This window comes from Chryseobacterium sp. Chry.R1, assembly GCF_039645525.1.
GTDB classification, from domain to species: domain Bacteria; phylum Bacteroidota; class Bacteroidia; order Flavobacteriales; family Weeksellaceae; genus Chryseobacterium; species Chryseobacterium proteolyticum.
Genome location: NZ_CP151793.1, coordinates 3,440,255 through 3,455,429, shown reverse-complemented (window position 1 = coordinate 3,455,429; position 15,175 = coordinate 3,440,255). Strand labels below are relative to the sequence as shown.

The window sequence follows — 15,175 nt, the reverse complement described above, 5'->3', positions numbered from 1 at the left end:
TTATATAAAAGCAACACACCACATCATTTTTTTATATATTATTAAGATAAATCTCCGGTATGCTACCGGAGATTTTTTACGTTTTAAATAAGAAACAAAAAAAGGTGACCACCGGCCACCTTTTTATATGTAGTAATAAACCTTATTGACTTTTATCTTTTTCCCCAGTCCATGATCCGGATCTTGTAGGAGTAGGAACAGCATTTGTCCAGCTTCCGTTTCCTTTTTTATCAGTACCCAGGTTTCCGTTGAAAGAACCATCAGACGGAAGACCAACTGAAGCGTTTAATTCCCCTGAATCATTTAAATGACCCGCAATCTTGTAATTTTCATTATTAACATCAGAATGCATTGTTCCATTTACGGTTCCATCACTTGCGACTACAATATTCCAAACCCCTTTATCGCTTCCATCATAAGTTCCTGACCAGGTTCCGATGTAATCATAGATCGTATCATCATCTGAGCTACATCCTATTAGTGCAAAAGTTGCTAATAAAAGAAAAAAAAGTTTCTTCATAGTTTTGATAGTTTTACAAGAGTGGAGAATATGGGAATCTTCATTTTCTCCTTTTTAGTTAAAATCGTTAGTAATCCTCGTTTCTGTTGAGCGCAAATATATAATTTTTTATTTAATTTGCGCACTTTTTGTGTTTTTTTTGTAAAACAAATAATTGAATATTTGTTTTGCAGGATCTAATAACCGAGATCAATAAAAAGATAAAAAATCTAAACTATCAATTGTAAATTGATGGCTTATCTCCTGATAAAACTTTATGCCCTAAATAAAAAAGCAGATGAATAGAATCCTTGGGAATACGAAGCTGTAGGTTATGTGAATTAATCATTTCAAATTTCCATTGATGTTCAACACAATAAAGCATCATTTCTTGTAAATCTTTATCCAAAAGAGCAAGTATTACAGTCACTTCATCATTGCTTAATGTTTCTTGATTTAAACTAGGTTCCATTGCTATTTTCAAATATGTTTATCCATTATCAAGCAATGTGCCACAGTAAAGAGAAAATGAGGAATGTGGTATGTATTTTTTTTCTTTTTATCAGGAGAATTTCTTCTTGTTGATAATCGGATGGTAACTGCTATTCGTAATGCCTTATTTTTAAAGAATATAAATTATCCGGAATGCCTTCAGTTGTACTTTTTGATACCACATTTCACTAATTATTGATAATATACCTATAATTTTGAATGACCAAACATTAAGAAATGATAATATGCGAAAATCTGTTACTTCAAAATGGGGGAGAAGTAATAGAATATCGGGCTAATGAATGTATAGTAGAAGAGGCTACTTGCGCAAAATATTATTTACAGATTATAAAAGGTACAGCAAAGATGAATTCAGTTCATTTTGACGGTAAAGAATATTTTTATGGCCTGCCTTTCAATGGGCATTGTATTGCAGAATCTTATTTATTTACTGATAAAAAATATCCTTTTAGTGCAATAGCAATTTCAGATTGTAAGATCATTCGCGTAGAAAAGAATCAGTTTATACAACTTATAGAAAATATTCCTTCTCTTTTAGTTAATTTATATACCTATACAGCAGAAAGGATCCACTATAAAAATCTTATGCTATCAACACTGGGATGTGTCACTTCTCAGGAGCGATTAACTATTTTATTAGATTATATTAAAGAGTTTTATACATTAAATGATACCCGCCCCTTTATTATACCTTATACCAGACAGCAATTGGCATCGTTGACGGGGTTAACTATTGAATCGGTCATAAGGACAGTTAAAAGGATGGAGAGCCGTAATCTGCTTTCAATCGTAAATGGGAAGATTTTCTATTAAATCTTTTTCAAGCCATAAAAAAAGAGTCTTTCTTTTTTGAAAGACTCCACAGATTATTTTTTCCTATCATTAGGTATTTTACCCATTAATAATGGATTTTTCCTCTTTCTATTTTCAGGATATTTTCCGTTTCCATTTTTTTTATGGTTCTTATCACCGTTTCTACCGTCAGGCCGGTAAGGTTTGCAATCTGTTGACGGGTAAACGGAACCTGGACAGTATCAGATACCTCTCTTAAATTATAATCTTTAATATAATCCAGAACTGTTTTAATCTTTGTAGCAGGCTCAATGCCTGATAAATTAAAAAGCATTAAATATTTGTAATACAACCTTTCAGACAAACATTGTAATAAATTCTGCATTATGTTAGCATCCTGGCTTACAAGATTATTAAAATCATTTTTGCCAAGACATAACAGGATGCAATTTGTCTTTGTAATTGCGTTCATTGGATAAGGTCTGTCTGTAAATAACAGGGATTCACCAATACTTTGTCCGTCATTTAAAATGTTCTGAATAAATTCTTTTCCGTTTGAGTGGTAATTAAATAACTCCACTGTACCAGTACATATCTGATAATAATATTTAGGTTGACTGCCTTCTTCAAATATTATTTCATCTGGTTGAAATTCCTTGTAAACCGCACCATGTGCCAGCAATAAATCTTCACGTATTATCATAATTGTAAGCTTTTAGGTTATAAGAATAATTTTTATAAAGATTGATGAAAAATTCTCAGCAAATTCCAAACCAGTTTTTACCTCCGTGTGGTATGTAGACGTCATTTTCTATATTTTTTTCAATAAAAAAAGCTTCCCATATCGGGAAGCTCAACGACTGTAAAAACGATGAAAAATTATAAGTATAAATTTAAGTGTACTCTTATAATACATTTATGATTGCAGTCATAAAGACTGCAAATGATAGAAAAAAGTTAAAAATAGACCTTGGAAAAAATGAATTGTAATCCTGGTACAGATATTTATTCCTGATCTTACTAAATTTTGTATTTATTATTCAGTTCATTACAGAAGTTTATAAATAAAATTTTAGAAAATATTTGTATATGCGCTATAAATACTTACTTTTGTACCGCTTCAGAAAATGAAGTCCACAAAAATGGGGAATTAGCTCATCTGGCTAGAGCGTTAGACTGGCAGTCTAAAGGTGACGGGTTCGATCCCCGTATTCTCCACAAACAATGAGCAATCCCTTTATATAAAGGGATTTTTTATTTCAATAATAAGCCTGATACACAAAAGCACAATTATTTTTTATAAACTCATAAATAGCTCATTGCTTAAGTTTTTTACGTATACATTGGTATGTTTTCCATTAAAGTATTTTACCGTTTTAGCAAATAGATTATTTATTGTAACTGATAACAAAGTCATCATAAAGAAATTGTTAAAAGCACTTATAAAGTTTTACAATTGTTATTTCATATTTAAAATTAGCTTTATTTTATTTATTCGCATTGTATATTTCTTTATTTTTATTATATTCACAATTCATAAAATAAAACTACTATGAAAAATCTAAAAAAAGTTTCAAGAGCGAAACTAAAGCAAGTTAACGGAGGGGGCCCTGATAAACCAGATACCGGAATCGGAACAGATCCAACAGGTCCAGCATGCGGAGGATCACATTGTCCAACTGCAGAATATCAATGTTGTTATCACCCAACTGGTAATTATTGTGTTACTACCCACTGTGACGATTAAGAAATACTTCCCTCAAATGAGGGATTTTTTGTTTCCTTTTTTACTGTTGCTGAATATATTTCAATAGCTTTTTAGGTTGCTGCTTTTGTCACATCCTGACGTGATGTATACTTAATATATAAATAAACCCCTTTACGTAAAGGGGAGCTAGAAAAAATAAATAAAGGAATGGTTTACATTACACAAACCCCATATTTAAAATCTCACCTTTTCTTTTCAAAACCATAAAATAGAGGAGAAGATCATCGTCAGAAAAATGCTTTTCAAACCTGATCATTTCCATGTCAGGTTTCAAAGCCTCGGTTTGTTCAAACTTTTCAATCGAATACGAGTCAGTATCTACCTTTAAAGTAACAATGGTAACTTCATCAGCTTCACTTTTTTTATGAATGTGAAGATTGTTCTCCCAAAGGTCAAATGAGACAGAAATATGGTCTGAAATAACCGGGATCTGTCCAAACTGAAACTCCTTGAGCAGTTTTTTTCCCTCTTCCAAAGGCAATCCATGTTTCACATTACGGTTTCCTCTTACTGAAATCTGATCAAGATCCTTAATTCTCGTCATTGTTTTCGCGAAACTTTGATAGAGTAGCGGGTCTCCAGCAGCTTTAACGTAATGGTCCAGGGCCTGGCGTATTATTTTCCCCACTTTTGAGCAATGTCCGAATTCGGAACTGTTTTGTCTTACTTTTTCGTAGGAAGCGCTTTTTTTGAAAGCATTTTTATTAAACCCACTTTTCTTCCGAACGACATTTTTCCCGTTCAAAGTGTAAAAAACAAGGTCACCAACTGATCCTGTTATTTTAATTATGCTTTCATATGTGGCCATTTTCTCAAAATTAAACCCAAATATAGTGATAATTAAATAAATATAAAATTTTAACATATATTTATAATATAGTTGTAGTATAGAATATATAGAATTAAAATATAAAATGTATATTTGTAGATAATTACGTACCTCGGTAAAAATCAAGCAGATATGACAACAGGATTATTTATTGGAAAAATGAGAATAAAGCAGATTGCTGCTTTGCTGATTGTAACCTCTACTGTGATTTCATGCGGAAGCAGTAAAAGTGTTTCTTCAAAAAAGAGTAACACAAAAACAGTGGCAAGATCTGAAAACCTCAGACGTCTGGATTCAAATTTCAATGGGAAAGTGTCTGGCTCAATCAATAGTATTCTGAAAGATGCTGAAAAGTACATTGGAACTCCGTATAAATTTGGAGGCAGTACTTCTTCAGGATTCGATTGTTCCGGTTTTACGGTAAAAGTATTTGAAGAAAACGACCAGAAATTACCTCGAAGATCTTCTGATCAGGCAGATACGGGAAAGAAAATTGACATCAGTGAAGTGAAACCCGGGGATTTGCTGTTTTTTGCAACTGCAGGTGGAAGCAGGGTATCGCATGTTGGCATTGTTCATGATATCGGAAACGATGGCGAAATCAGATTTATCCATGCTTCAACCTCAAAAGGGGTGATGATTTCTTCTTTAAATGAAAAGTATTGGAATAAAGCGTATCTGCATGCCCGAAGGATTTTGTAATGAGTAAATATTCTGTATTATCTTTCTGTTATCATTTCAGTTTTTATACGATGGCAGATTGATTTAAATCATTTTGCATTCACTAAGTTTCAAAAGGTTTTGCTGAACTTTTTTGTATCTTTGGCCGGTATAATTATTCAAATTAATTTAAATTAGAAACATGTCGTTACAACAAACTATTGAGAACATCTGGGATAATAGGGACTTACTACAAAATGAAGATAGCCAGAAGGCGATAAGAGAAGTTATTTCTTTATTGGATTCCGGGGAACTTCGTGTTGCTGAACCTACGGAAAACGGGTGGCAGGTAAATGAATGGGTGAAGAAAGCTGTAGTAATGTATTTCCCGATTCAGAAAATGGAAACCATTGAAGTGGGACCATTTGAATTCCATGACAAAATTCCTTTGAAGAGAAATTATGCTGAAAAAGGAGTACGTGTTGTACCTCATGCTATTGCAAGAGAAGGAGCTTTTGTTGCTTCAGGAGTAATTATGATGCCTTCTTATGTAAATATCGGGGCTTATGTAGATTCAGGAACGATGGTAGATACCTGGGCAACCGTTGGAAGCTGTGCACAGATCGGTAAAAATGTTCACCTTAGCGGTGGTGTTGGCATCGGTGGTGTTTTAGAGCCATTACAGGCTGCACCGGTAATTATTGAAGACGATTGTTTCATTGGTTCAAGATGTATCGTGGTAGAAGGAGTACATGTGGAAAAAGAAGCGGTATTGGGAGCGAATGTAGTATTAACTGCTTCAACAAAGATCATCGACGTTACAGGAGATCAACCGATTGAGATCAAAGGAAGAGTACCTGCCCGTTCAGTGGTAATTCCTGGAAGCTACACTAAACAATATCCGGCAGGGGAATATCAGGTTCCTTGTGCTTTGATTATTGGTACAAGAAAAGAATCTACAGACAAGAAGACTTCTCTTAATGATGCATTAAGGGAAAATAATGTAGCTGTATAAGCGCTTATCCATCTAATACTGCACAATTTTGAAAGATAAAGTTTTAAAATTTATACTAAACCCTAAATATATATTTGGGGTTTATCTTATTATATCGGTAGTTACTGCAATTTCCAAATATCTGAGAGGAGATTATGCCATCAACAACTATCTGATTTTTAAAAATGTATTTTTTAATACCATTCATCAGAAAAATTTATTTATCCATTATCCTGACCTCTATTTTGATTTGAATCATTATGGAGTTTTTTTTAGCTTATTGATTGCTCCGTTTGCCGTTATGCCGGATTGGCTGGGAATTTCACTCTGGAATCTGATTAATACTTTTGTATTTGTATTTGCCATTTATAAGCTTCCGTTTTCGGATTCCAAAAAGGCGATATTCGGATTGCTGTGCCTCCAGGAGTATATTACCGCTGCATTAAGTTTGCAGTTTAATGTAGCTCTTACAGGGCTTTTGATATTATCTGCAGTATACATCTATGAAAGAAAAGAAATACGTTCGGCTACAGCGATTCTCATTGGTGTTTTTGTGAAAATATATGGTATTGTAGGATTGAGCCAGTTTTTCTTCATCAAAAATAAGATGAAGTTTATTATTTCGGGGATTGTAATTGCCGCATTGTTTTTTGTCATTCCTATGATCTATTCCACTCCTCAGTTTGTCATACAGAGCTATGCAGATTGGTTTCATTCTATTATAGAGAAGAATAATGAAAACCAGGTATTGGGAAATATGCAGGATATTTCATTAATGGGTTTTGTAAGAAGAGTTCTTGGGGATGCCTCCATTTCCAATCTTATATTTTTAGCTTTTGGCTTACCATTATTTGCTTTGCCATATGTGCGAATAAAACAATATAAAAATTATGCTTTTCAGCTAATGATTCTAGCTTCTACATTATTGTTTTTGGTGCTATTCAGCTCAAGTTCAGAATCACCTACGTATATCATTGCTGTTGTAGGAGTGATGATCTGGTTTTTTCTTCAGAAAGAAAGAACACCATTTGTCATTGGATTGTTGATTTTTGTGATCATTTTTACTTGTTTTTCAACTTCAGATCTTTTTCCTAAATCAGTCAAAAATGATTATATCATCAAATATTCATTAAAAGCGGTACCTTGCATTATTGTTTGGCTAAGAGTTGTATATGAACTTTTAACCAAAGATTTTGAAAAAAATTATAGCCTGAACTGATCCGATGAAAAAAATTTCTATTGTAATACCAGCCTATAACGAAGAAGGAAACGTAGCTATGATCCATCAGAAGATCAAAGAGGTTTTTTCCGGGTTAAAGGCTTATGATTTTGAAATTATATTTGTAAATGACGGAAGCAGGGATAATACACAGCAAAAACTTGAAGAACTGTCCGAGCTGTATGATGAAGTGAAATTTATTGAATTCTCAAGGAATTTCGGGCATCAGCCGGCAGTAAAAGCAGGGATGGATCAGGCTTACGGAAATGCTGTGATTTCTATGGACGGAGATCTTCAACACCCTCCGGAGCTGATTCCTGATATGATCAGAAAATGGGAAGAAGGCTATGATATTGTATTAACGGTAAGGACCTATCCGAAAGAAATTTCTTTCTTTAAAAGGAAAACCTCCGATTTTTTCTATAAGCTGTTATCCAATCTTTCTGATGTAAACCTTACTAAAGGCGGAGGATCTGATTTCAGACTTTTGGATGCCAGTGCTGTGGAAGTAATGAGGCAATTCAATGAAGATGATTTATTTTTAAGAGGACTGACAAGCTGGATGGGCTTTAAACAAACAGCCCTTAATTTCACGGCTAATGAGAGGTTGGCTGGTAAAAGTAGTTATAATCTCAAGAAGATGATAACTTTTGCTTTCACGGGAATAACAGCTTTCAGCGTAAAACCTCTTTATATTGCGGCTTATTTGGGTTTCCTGTTTTCTGCAATATCAGTGATCGGCTATGGAATCTATGTGATTCATTCTTTTGTGTCTCATACAGAAATTTCAGGTTGGGCCTCTTTGATTATGACAATCGTATTTTTTGGTGGCTTACAGCTTATCATCCTTGGAATTATCGGGATGTATCTGGGCAAAATTTTTAAACAGGTTAAAGAAAGGCCTAATTACATTATTAAAAATAAAAAATTATAAATGGTTTTATTAAGTTTTGACATCGAGGAATTTGATATGCCATTAGAGTATAAAGGAGAAATTCCTTTTGATAGGCAGATCTCTATTTCTCAGAAAGGATTGGAAAGAATACTTGACCTTTTGAAAAAACATCAGGTAAAAGCGACTTTTTTTTCAACTGTTGTCTTTGCAGAAAACAGTAAACATTTAATCGAAAGATTGTTAAGCGAAGGACATGAACTGGCTTCCCATACATGGTTTCATTCTGAATTTGAGGAAAAGCATTTAAAAGAATCCCGGGAGAAACTTGAAGAGTTATTTTCAGCAAAAGTTACCGGCCTTCGGATGCCAAGGATGATGCCTGTTAATGAAATGGCAGTGGAAAAAGCGGGTTATTCTTATAATTCTTCGATTAATCCAACCTTTTTACCTGGAAGATATAATAACCTGAAAGTATCCAGGACTTACTTCAAAGAGGGAAATGTTACCCAGATTCCGGCTTCTGTTTCTCCAAATTTCAGGATTCCTTTATTCTGGCTGAGTTTCCATAATTTTCCCCTTTCCATCTATAAAAAAATAGCTTCAGATAGCCTGAAGAAAGATAAGTACCTTAATATATACTTTCACCCATGGGAGTTTGCTGAAATTAAGGATGAAGCCTTTAAACTTCCCGGCTTTACAGTGAAAAATTCCGGAATTGATATGGTCGAAAGGTTTGATGAATTCATAGGATGGCTGAAAAATAAGAAGTACAGCTTTGGAACATTTCAGGAATTTCAAAAAAAGATAGAATCATGAAGATTGCTTTTGATGCTAAACGTTTTTTCCATAATACTTCCGGGCTGGGTAATTATTCCAGGGATCTTGTAAGAATTCTTTCAGAATATTTTCCTGATAATCAGTACCTGTTACTCAATAAAAATAAATCCGACAGGGGAGCAGATATACTTCAAGACCCTCATGTTCAGTTTGTTGAAACCTCCAAAGGAAGTATGTCCCGTCAGTTCAAAATGGGAAAGGATGCCCAGAAAAGCGGAGCCGATATTTTTCATGGTCTATCCGGGGAATTGCCTTTAAAATGGGACAAAAAACCAATAAAGAAGGTTGTAACGATTCATGATCTTATTTTCGTAAGATATCCTCAGTATTACTCATTTTTTGACCGCAAGATTCATTTATGGAAATTTAAAAAGGCGGCGCAAAGTGCAGACAAGATTATTGCTATTTCAGAACAGACCAAAAACGATATTATCCAATATCTGAAGGTACCTGAAAATAAAATTAAAGTTATTTATCAGGGTTGTCACAAGGCTTTTAAAGAACAGCAGCCCGAAGATTTGATTAAAGCTACAAAAGAAAAATTTAAACTCCCGGAAAGATTTATTTTAAATGTAGGGACTATTGAGGAGCGTAAAAATCTTTTAAATGTTTTAAAGGCTATCAATGGAACCGGAATTCCTTTGGTTGTTATAGGGCGGAAAACCGGATATTATAAGAAACTGGAAACCTTCATCAGGAAGAATAAATTAGAAAATCAGGTTCACTTTTTAGAAGGAGTTTCTATGGATGAACTGGCCGTTATCTATAAGTTTGCTGATATTTTTATTTATCCCAGCTTATTTGAGGGATTTGGAATCCCTGTTATTGAAGCGCTTTTTTCAAAAACCGTTGCCATAACGAGTAATATAAGCAGTCTGCCGGAAGCGGGAGGAAAGAACTCTGTTTATATTAATCCGGAAAATCATTTGGATATTCAATCCAAAATACAATTTTTATGGGATAATCAGGCCGAAAGAAAACGTCGTGCTGATCTGGGTTTTGAGTTTGTTCAGAAGTTTAATGACGAACCTATTGCACAGGAACTGATGAATTTATATCATGAAATTTTGTAAAAAAATTTTGTTATTTAAAAATAAGTCCTACATTTGTACCACAATTTTCAAACATGAAACCGAATTTTTTAACACTACATCATTATCATCATCATCTCTGCTAAGACGGAATTGATTGATAGTAGCCTGTGTTAAAATCAAAAAATAATTAAAAACCGTCTGAGTAACAGACGGTTTTTTTGTTTCAAATTCTTCCTGGAAACTTTTCAAAAATACTTTTCATTTACTCAGACCCAATATGTGCAACAATGAGTAAATTAAAAATTGCCATCCAGAAGAGCGGCAGACTTTATGAAGATTCTTTACAGCTTTTAAAAGATTGTGGAATTTTCGTTAACAACGGAAAAGACCAGCTAAAAGTTTCTGTAGACAATTTTCCATTTGAAATCATGTATCTCAGAAACTCTGATATCCCTCAGTACCTTGAAGATGGTGTGGTGGATATCGCTATTGTAGGCGAAAACCTGCTGGTAGAAAAAGAAAAGCAAATTGAAATTGTTCAGAAGCTCGGATTTTCAAAATGCAGGGTTTCTCTAGCAGTTCCCAAAGATGTAGAAACCGATGAACTGAATTATTTTCAGGGAAAGAAAATTGCTACATCATATCCCAATACTCTTAAAAAATTCCTGGCAGAAAATGCTGTATCAGCAGATATTCACGTTATTTCAGGCTCTGTTGAAATTGCTCCCAATATAGGATTGGCAGACGGGATCTGTGATATTGTAAGTTCGGGAAGCACTTTATTTAAAAACGGATTAAGGGAGACCATCACCTTATTGAAATCTGAAGCGGTACTTGCTAAAAACCTTCAATTGAATGAGGAAAAAGAAAACATTCTGAATCGGTTTTTATTCAGGGTCAAGGCTGTGCTCAAAGCAAAAAATTCCAAATATATTCTTATGAATGTACCTGATGATAAGATCAAAGATATTTCCAGAGTGCTTCCGGTTCTTAAAAGTCCTACTGTACTTCCCCTGGCTGAAAAAGGATGGAGCAGTATTCACTCCGTTATTGACGAAGAAAGGTTCTGGGACGTCATTGATGAACTCAAGGACAACGGAGCACAAGATATTCTTATAATTCCAATCGATAAAATGGTAATTTAATTATGTTTATACACAGATATCCTAAAAAAGAAACATGGAAGGAGCTGGTTAAGCGTCCTGCCCGGAAAAAAGAAGAAATCTCAGAAATTATTTCAGAAGTATTCAGGAAGATAGAAGAGGAAGGTGATAAAGCATTGCTTGAATTTACGAAGAAATATGATTCTGCTGATATTGAAGAAATAGAAGTTTCCCAAGTCGAGATTGAACAGGCGGAATCTTTGGTCAGCCCAGCGTTAAAAAAGGCAATTCAGGAGGCGAGCGGAAATATTACAAAATTTCATGTTCTGCAACAACCGGAAACGAAAAAGATAGAGACTACAAAAGGAGTGATTTGCTGGCGGGAAAATCGTGCGGTTGATAAAGTAGGGATTTATATTCCCGGAGGAACTGCGCCTTTATTTTCAACGGTTCTGATGTTGGCTATTCCTGCCCGTTTAGCCGGATGTAAAGAAATTATTCTGTGCACTCCTCCGGATAAAAATGGAAATATTAATCCTGCCATTCTTTATAGCGCAATGATTTGTGGGGTGACCAGAATATTTAAAGCAGGAGGAGCACAGGCTATTGCAGCAATGGCTATCGGAACGGAAAGTATACCTAACGTATATAAAATATTCGGGCCCGGAAATCAGTTTGTGGTGGCAGCAAAAGAATATGCACAAAACTATGGGGTAGCCATTGATATGCCTGCAGGACCAAGTGAAGTTCTGGTTATTGCAGATCAACAGGCAGTACCTGCTTTCTGTGCGGCTGATCTTCTTTCCCAGGCAGAACACGGAAGTGACAGTCAGGTTGTTTTTATTTCTACAGATTTTGGAATATTTACTGAAACGATCAAAGAAATAGATAACCAGATCAAAAAACTTCCCAGGAATCAATTTGCAGAAGAGTCTTTAAACAACAGTTATTTTATTTTACTGAATACGGTAGAAGAAGCAATAGAATTCAGCAATTTATATGGTCCGGAACACCTTATTCTGGCAATAGAAAATTTTGAAGGATCTATTTCTTCAATTCAAAATGCCGGGTCTGTGTTTTTAGGAAACTATTCCTGTGAAAGCGCCGGAGATTATGCCAGTGGAACCAATCACACACTTCCTACCAACGGATTTGCACGCAATTACAGCGGTGTTTCATTGGACAGTTTTGTAAAGAAAATCACTTTTCAGGAGCTTTCAGCAAAAGGCTTGCAGAATTTGGGAAAAACAATAGAAATAATGGCAGAGGCAGAAGGATTATTTGCCCACAGGAATGCCGTTTCAATACGATTAAAAAATAAAAAATAGATGAAACAATTAACGATCAGTCAATTTGTACGGAAGAATATTTTAGAGCTACAACCTTATATCAGTTTCAGGGATCATAATGAATTTGAATCACCGGTTCTAATGGATGCCAATGAAAGTCCTTTTGGAGAGTTTAACCGGTATCCGGATTCTACCCAGAAGAAGCTTAAAAATAAAATTGCAGATCTCAAGGAACTATCTCCAGAGCAGATCGCAATCGGAAACGGAAGTGATGAGCTTATAGACCTGATCATACGAATTTTCTGTGAGCCCAAAAAAGATGCCATCATGATGATGAATCCATCTTTTGCGATGTATGCATTTTATGCTACGATCAATGAAAACAAGGTGATCAAAGTGGATCTTGATGAAAACTTCGAGATTATCAAGGAAAACTTTCTCAAGATATCCATGGAAAACCGACCAAAGATATTTTTCCTTTGTTCGCCTAATAATCCTACGGGGAACAGTGTCGATGATATTGAATTCTACTTACAGAATTTTGATGGAATTGTAGTAGTCGATGAAGCCTATATTGAATTTTCAGATAAAAAATCCAGCCTGGAATTGCTGATGAAATATCCAAACCTTATTGTTCTTCAAACTTTTTCAAAGGCTTGGGGAAAAGCGGGAGCAAGAGTTGGGATCGCCTATGCTGCTAAAGAAATCATTAATCTCATCAACACAGTGAAGGCTCCTTATAACGTTAATTCTTTAAGCCAGGATTTGATTTTAAAAAGCATCGATCAGATAGATGTGTTTCAGCAGAATGTTGAAAATATATTAATTGAAAGAGCCTGGTTAAACAATGAGCTCAAAAAGCTTCAATGCGTGACCAAAATTTTCCCTACTGATGCCAATTTTTTCCTGGTTGAATTTACCAATGCAGACCAGGTTCATCAAAAGTTACTGGCCAATGAGGTACTTACCAATAAAAGGGCTCCGGCCATTCCTGATTGCATACGCATCAATATCGGAACAAGAGAAGAAAATATGAAATTAATTGCTGTTTTAAATAGAGTGTAATTATGAAAAAATTACTGTTTATAGACCGTGACGGGACACTCATTATTGAGCCACCTACAGATTTTCAGGTTGATTCTTTGGAGAAACTGGAGTTTTATCCGGGTGTTTTTCAAAGCCTTTCCAAAATAGCCAGGGAACTGGATTATGAATTGGTAATGGTAACCAATCAGGATGGATTGGGAACTGAAAGCTTCCCTTACGAAAACTTTATCAAGCCTCAGGAAAAAATGTTGAATGCTTTTAAAAATGAAGGAATAATTTTCAATGATATATTAATTGATAGAAGTTTTGAACGTGAAAATCTTCCTACCCGAAAGCCAGGAATCGGGATGCTAGGTCAATACATCTATGGAAATTATGATCTTGAAAACTCATACGTTATCGGAGATCGATTGACAGATATTCAGTTGGCCAAAAATTTAGGATCAAAAGCAATTTTTATCAGTGAAACGGCTGATGATAAAGCTGCTTTGACAACCAAAGACTGGTCGGAAATTTATCAGTTTTTAAAAGATATGCCAAGAAAAGCAAAAGTTGCAAGGAAGACTAATGAAACAGAAATAGAAATTGAAGTTAACCTCGATGGGAAAGGCAACTCCAGTATTTCAACAGGACTACACTTTTTTGATCATATGCTTGAGCAAATTTCAAAGCATGGAAATTTAGATCTAAGTATTAAGGTGAAGGGAGATCTGCAGGTAGATGAACACCATACGATAGAAGATACGGCCATCGTTCTGGGGCAGGCTGTTCTTAAAGCATTAGGAAATAAGAAAGGGATTGAAAGATATGGCTTTCTACTTCCGATGGACGACTGTCTGGCCCAGGTGGCTCTGGATTTTGGAGGGAGACCATGGCTGGTTTGGGATGCTGATTTTAGAAGAGAAAAAATAGGAGATGTTCCTACTGAATTGTTCTTCCACTTTTTTAAATCATTTTCCGATGCATCTCAATCCAACCTGAATATTAAAGCAGAAGGAAGCAATGAACACCACAAGATCGAGTCTGTTTTTAAGGCTTTTGCCAAAGCTTTAAAGATGGCTGTAAATCAGACCGATCAGAATTTTAATTTACCTTCAACTAAAGGAAGCTTATAAGATGATTGCAATTATTAAATATAATGGCGGAAATGTACAATCCGTTCAGAATGCCTTGGGTAGGTTAAACGTGGAATCAGTGATCAGTGATGATTTTACTATTATTCAACAGGCTGACAAAGTGATTTTCCCTGGCGTAGGAGAAGCATCTTCAACAATGGAACTTTTAAAGGAAAAAGGACTTGATACGTTTATCCCAGGGTTAAAACAGCCGGTATTGGGAATATGTTTGGGAATGCAGCTGATGTGTAAAGATAATGAAGAAGGAAATACTACAGGAATGGGAATTTTTGATATCAATGTCAAAAAATTTCCGGCGAATGATATCGTTCCTCATATGGGATGGAATACGGTAAGCGATTTGAAGAGTCCTGTTTTTTCAGGTATTGAAAAAGCAAATGACCTGTATTTCGTGCACAGCTACTATTGTGAGCTTTCTGAGTATACGACTTCTGTTTGTGATTATATACTTCCATTCAGTGCGTCATTACAAAAAGACAATTTCTTTGCTACCCAGTTTCACCCTGAAAAGTCCGGGAAAGTGGGTGCAAGATTACTTCAAAATTTTTTAAATCTGTAAT

16 protein-coding genes and 1 tRNA gene are annotated in these 15,175 nt (G+C 34.9%); 13 read left to right on the top strand and 4 right to left on the bottom strand.

Annotated elements, in window-relative coordinates:
• Positions 1–142 precede the first annotated feature (142 nt).
• Together AAEU33_RS15695 and AAEU33_RS15690 are read right to left on the bottom strand one after the other, a co-directional pair.
• A complete protein-coding gene (locus AAEU33_RS15695; RefSeq protein WP_172283038.1) occupies positions 143–520 on the bottom strand; it encodes a membrane lipoprotein lipid attachment site-containing protein in 378 nt (125 codons plus the stop codon).
• A 217-nt stretch (positions 521–737) separates the two neighbouring features.
• A complete protein-coding gene (locus AAEU33_RS15690; RefSeq protein ID WP_172283036.1) occupies positions 738–971 on the bottom strand; it encodes a hypothetical protein in 234 nt (77 codons plus the stop codon).
• Between the two features lie 257 nt (positions 972–1,228).
• Here AAEU33_RS15690 and AAEU33_RS15685 point away from each other — a divergent pair, with 257 nt between their 5' ends.
• The gene (locus AAEU33_RS15685) at positions 1,229–1,825 is read left to right on the top strand and encodes a Crp/Fnr family transcriptional regulator (protein WP_345988668.1); all 597 of its coding nucleotides are present in this window, start codon (positions 1,229–1,231) and stop codon (positions 1,823–1,825) included.
• A gap of 85 nt (positions 1,826–1,910) precedes the next feature.
• On the opposite strand, the gene AAEU33_RS15680 is transcribed toward AAEU33_RS15685, so the two are convergent.
• Entirely contained in the window at positions 1,911–2,507 is a 597-nt protein-coding gene (locus tag AAEU33_RS15680) for a Crp/Fnr family transcriptional regulator (protein ID WP_172283032.1), read from the bottom strand.
• Positions 2,508–2,948: 441 nt separating this feature from the next.
• On the opposite strand from AAEU33_RS15680, the gene AAEU33_RS15675 reads away from it, so the two are divergent.
• Positions 2,949–3,022: transfer RNA gene (locus AAEU33_RS15675), tRNA-Ala, on the top strand.
• A gap of 707 nt (positions 3,023–3,729) precedes the next feature.
• Here AAEU33_RS15675 and AAEU33_RS15670 read toward each other — a convergent pair.
• Positions 3,730–4,380, bottom strand: a complete 651-nt coding sequence (locus AAEU33_RS15670) for a hypothetical protein (RefSeq protein WP_273647902.1) — start codon at positions 4,378–4,380, stop codon at positions 3,730–3,732.
• A gap of 153 nt (positions 4,381–4,533) precedes the next feature.
• Here AAEU33_RS15670 and AAEU33_RS15665 point away from each other — a divergent pair, with 153 nt between their 5' ends.
• From AAEU33_RS15665 to hisH, 11 genes are all read left to right on the top strand, one after another.
• The gene (locus AAEU33_RS15665) at positions 4,534–5,103 is read left to right on the top strand and encodes a C40 family peptidase (protein WP_345988665.1); all 570 of its coding nucleotides are present in this window, start codon (positions 4,534–4,536) and stop codon (positions 5,101–5,103) included.
• A 160-nt stretch (positions 5,104–5,263) separates the two neighbouring features.
• Positions 5,264–6,076 carry a 2,3,4,5-tetrahydropyridine-2,6-dicarboxylate N-succinyltransferase gene (locus tag AAEU33_RS15660; protein ID WP_172283025.1) on the top strand — a complete coding sequence of 271 codons (813 nt, stop codon included), beginning with the start codon at positions 5,264–5,266 and terminating at the stop codon, positions 6,074–6,076.
• Between the two features lie 28 nt (positions 6,077–6,104).
• Positions 6,105–7,274, top strand: coding sequence for a glycosyltransferase family 87 protein (locus AAEU33_RS15655; protein ID WP_345988663.1), 1,170 nt, complete (start codon positions 6,105–6,107; stop codon positions 7,272–7,274).
• Positions 7,275–7,278: 4 nt separating this feature from the next.
• The gene (locus AAEU33_RS15650; protein ID WP_345988661.1) at positions 7,279–8,208 is read left to right on the top strand and encodes a glycosyltransferase family 2 protein; all 930 of its coding nucleotides are present in this window, start codon (positions 7,279–7,281) and stop codon (positions 8,206–8,208) included.
• The gene (locus tag AAEU33_RS15645; RefSeq protein WP_172283020.1) at positions 8,209–8,985 is read left to right on the top strand and encodes a polysaccharide deacetylase family protein; all 777 of its coding nucleotides are present in this window, start codon (positions 8,209–8,211) and stop codon (positions 8,983–8,985) included.
• Positions 8,982–10,079, top strand: coding sequence for a glycosyltransferase family 1 protein (locus AAEU33_RS15640; protein ID WP_345988658.1), 1,098 nt, complete (start codon positions 8,982–8,984; stop codon positions 10,077–10,079). Before AAEU33_RS15645 ends, AAEU33_RS15640 begins: the two co-directional genes overlap by 4 nt.
• 248 nt (positions 10,080–10,327) lie before the next feature.
• Positions 10,328–11,185, top strand: coding sequence for an ATP phosphoribosyltransferase (gene hisG, locus AAEU33_RS15635; protein WP_172283016.1), 858 nt, complete (start codon positions 10,328–10,330; stop codon positions 11,183–11,185).
• Positions 11,186–11,187: 2 nt separating this feature from the next.
• A complete protein-coding gene (gene hisD, locus AAEU33_RS15630; protein WP_345988656.1) occupies positions 11,188–12,471 on the top strand; it encodes a histidinol dehydrogenase in 1,284 nt (427 codons plus the stop codon).
• Complete coding sequence (gene hisC / locus AAEU33_RS15625) at positions 12,472–13,497, top strand: histidinol-phosphate transaminase (protein WP_345988654.1); 1,026 nt, start codon at positions 12,472–12,474, stop codon at positions 13,495–13,497.
• A gap of 2 nt (positions 13,498–13,499) precedes the next feature.
• Positions 13,500–14,594 carry a bifunctional histidinol-phosphatase/imidazoleglycerol-phosphate dehydratase HisB gene (hisB, locus tag AAEU33_RS15620; protein ID WP_345988652.1) on the top strand — a complete coding sequence of 365 codons (1,095 nt, stop codon included), beginning with the start codon at positions 13,500–13,502 and terminating at the stop codon, positions 14,592–14,594.
• A 1-nt stretch (position 14,595) separates the two neighbouring features.
• A complete protein-coding gene (gene hisH, locus AAEU33_RS15615; protein ID WP_345988650.1) occupies positions 14,596–15,174 on the top strand; it encodes an imidazole glycerol phosphate synthase subunit HisH in 579 nt (192 codons plus the stop codon).
• The last annotated feature ends 1 nt before the right edge of the window (position 15,175 follow it).

Coding starts and splice junctions, on each gene's coding strand:
- AAEU33_RS15695 (WP_172283038.1), bottom strand. CDS start 520: ATGAAGAAACTTTTTTTTCTTTTATTAGCAACTTTTGCACTAATAGGA.
- AAEU33_RS15690 (WP_172283036.1), bottom strand. CDS start 971: ATGGAACCTAGTTTAAATCAAGAAACATTAAGCAATGATGAAGTGACT.
- AAEU33_RS15685 (WP_345988668.1), top strand. CDS start 1,229: ATGATAATATGCGAAAATCTGTTACTTCAAAATGGGGGAGAAGTAATA.
- AAEU33_RS15680 (WP_172283032.1), bottom strand. CDS start 2,507: ATGATAATACGTGAAGATTTATTGCTGGCACATGGTGCGGTTTACAAG.
- AAEU33_RS15670 (WP_273647902.1), bottom strand. CDS start 4,380: ATGGCCACATATGAAAGCATAATTAAAATAACAGGATCAGTTGGTGAC.
- AAEU33_RS15665 (WP_345988665.1), top strand. CDS start 4,534: ATGACAACAGGATTATTTATTGGAAAAATGAGAATAAAGCAGATTGCT.
- AAEU33_RS15660 (WP_172283025.1), top strand. CDS start 5,264: ATGTCGTTACAACAAACTATTGAGAACATCTGGGATAATAGGGACTTA.
- AAEU33_RS15650 (WP_345988661.1), top strand. CDS start 7,279: ATGAAAAAAATTTCTATTGTAATACCAGCCTATAACGAAGAAGGAAAC.
- AAEU33_RS15645 (WP_172283020.1), top strand. CDS start 8,209: ATGGTTTTATTAAGTTTTGACATCGAGGAATTTGATATGCCATTAGAG.
- AAEU33_RS15640 (WP_345988658.1), top strand. CDS start 8,982: ATGAAGATTGCTTTTGATGCTAAACGTTTTTTCCATAATACTTCCGGG.
- hisG (WP_172283016.1), top strand. CDS start 10,328: ATGAGTAAATTAAAAATTGCCATCCAGAAGAGCGGCAGACTTTATGAA.
- hisD (WP_345988656.1), top strand. CDS start 11,188: ATGTTTATACACAGATATCCTAAAAAAGAAACATGGAAGGAGCTGGTT.
- hisC (WP_345988654.1), top strand. CDS start 12,472: ATGAAACAATTAACGATCAGTCAATTTGTACGGAAGAATATTTTAGAG.
- hisB (WP_345988652.1), top strand. CDS start 13,500: ATGAAAAAATTACTGTTTATAGACCGTGACGGGACACTCATTATTGAG.
- hisH (WP_345988650.1), top strand. CDS start 14,596: ATGATTGCAATTATTAAATATAATGGCGGAAATGTACAATCCGTTCAG.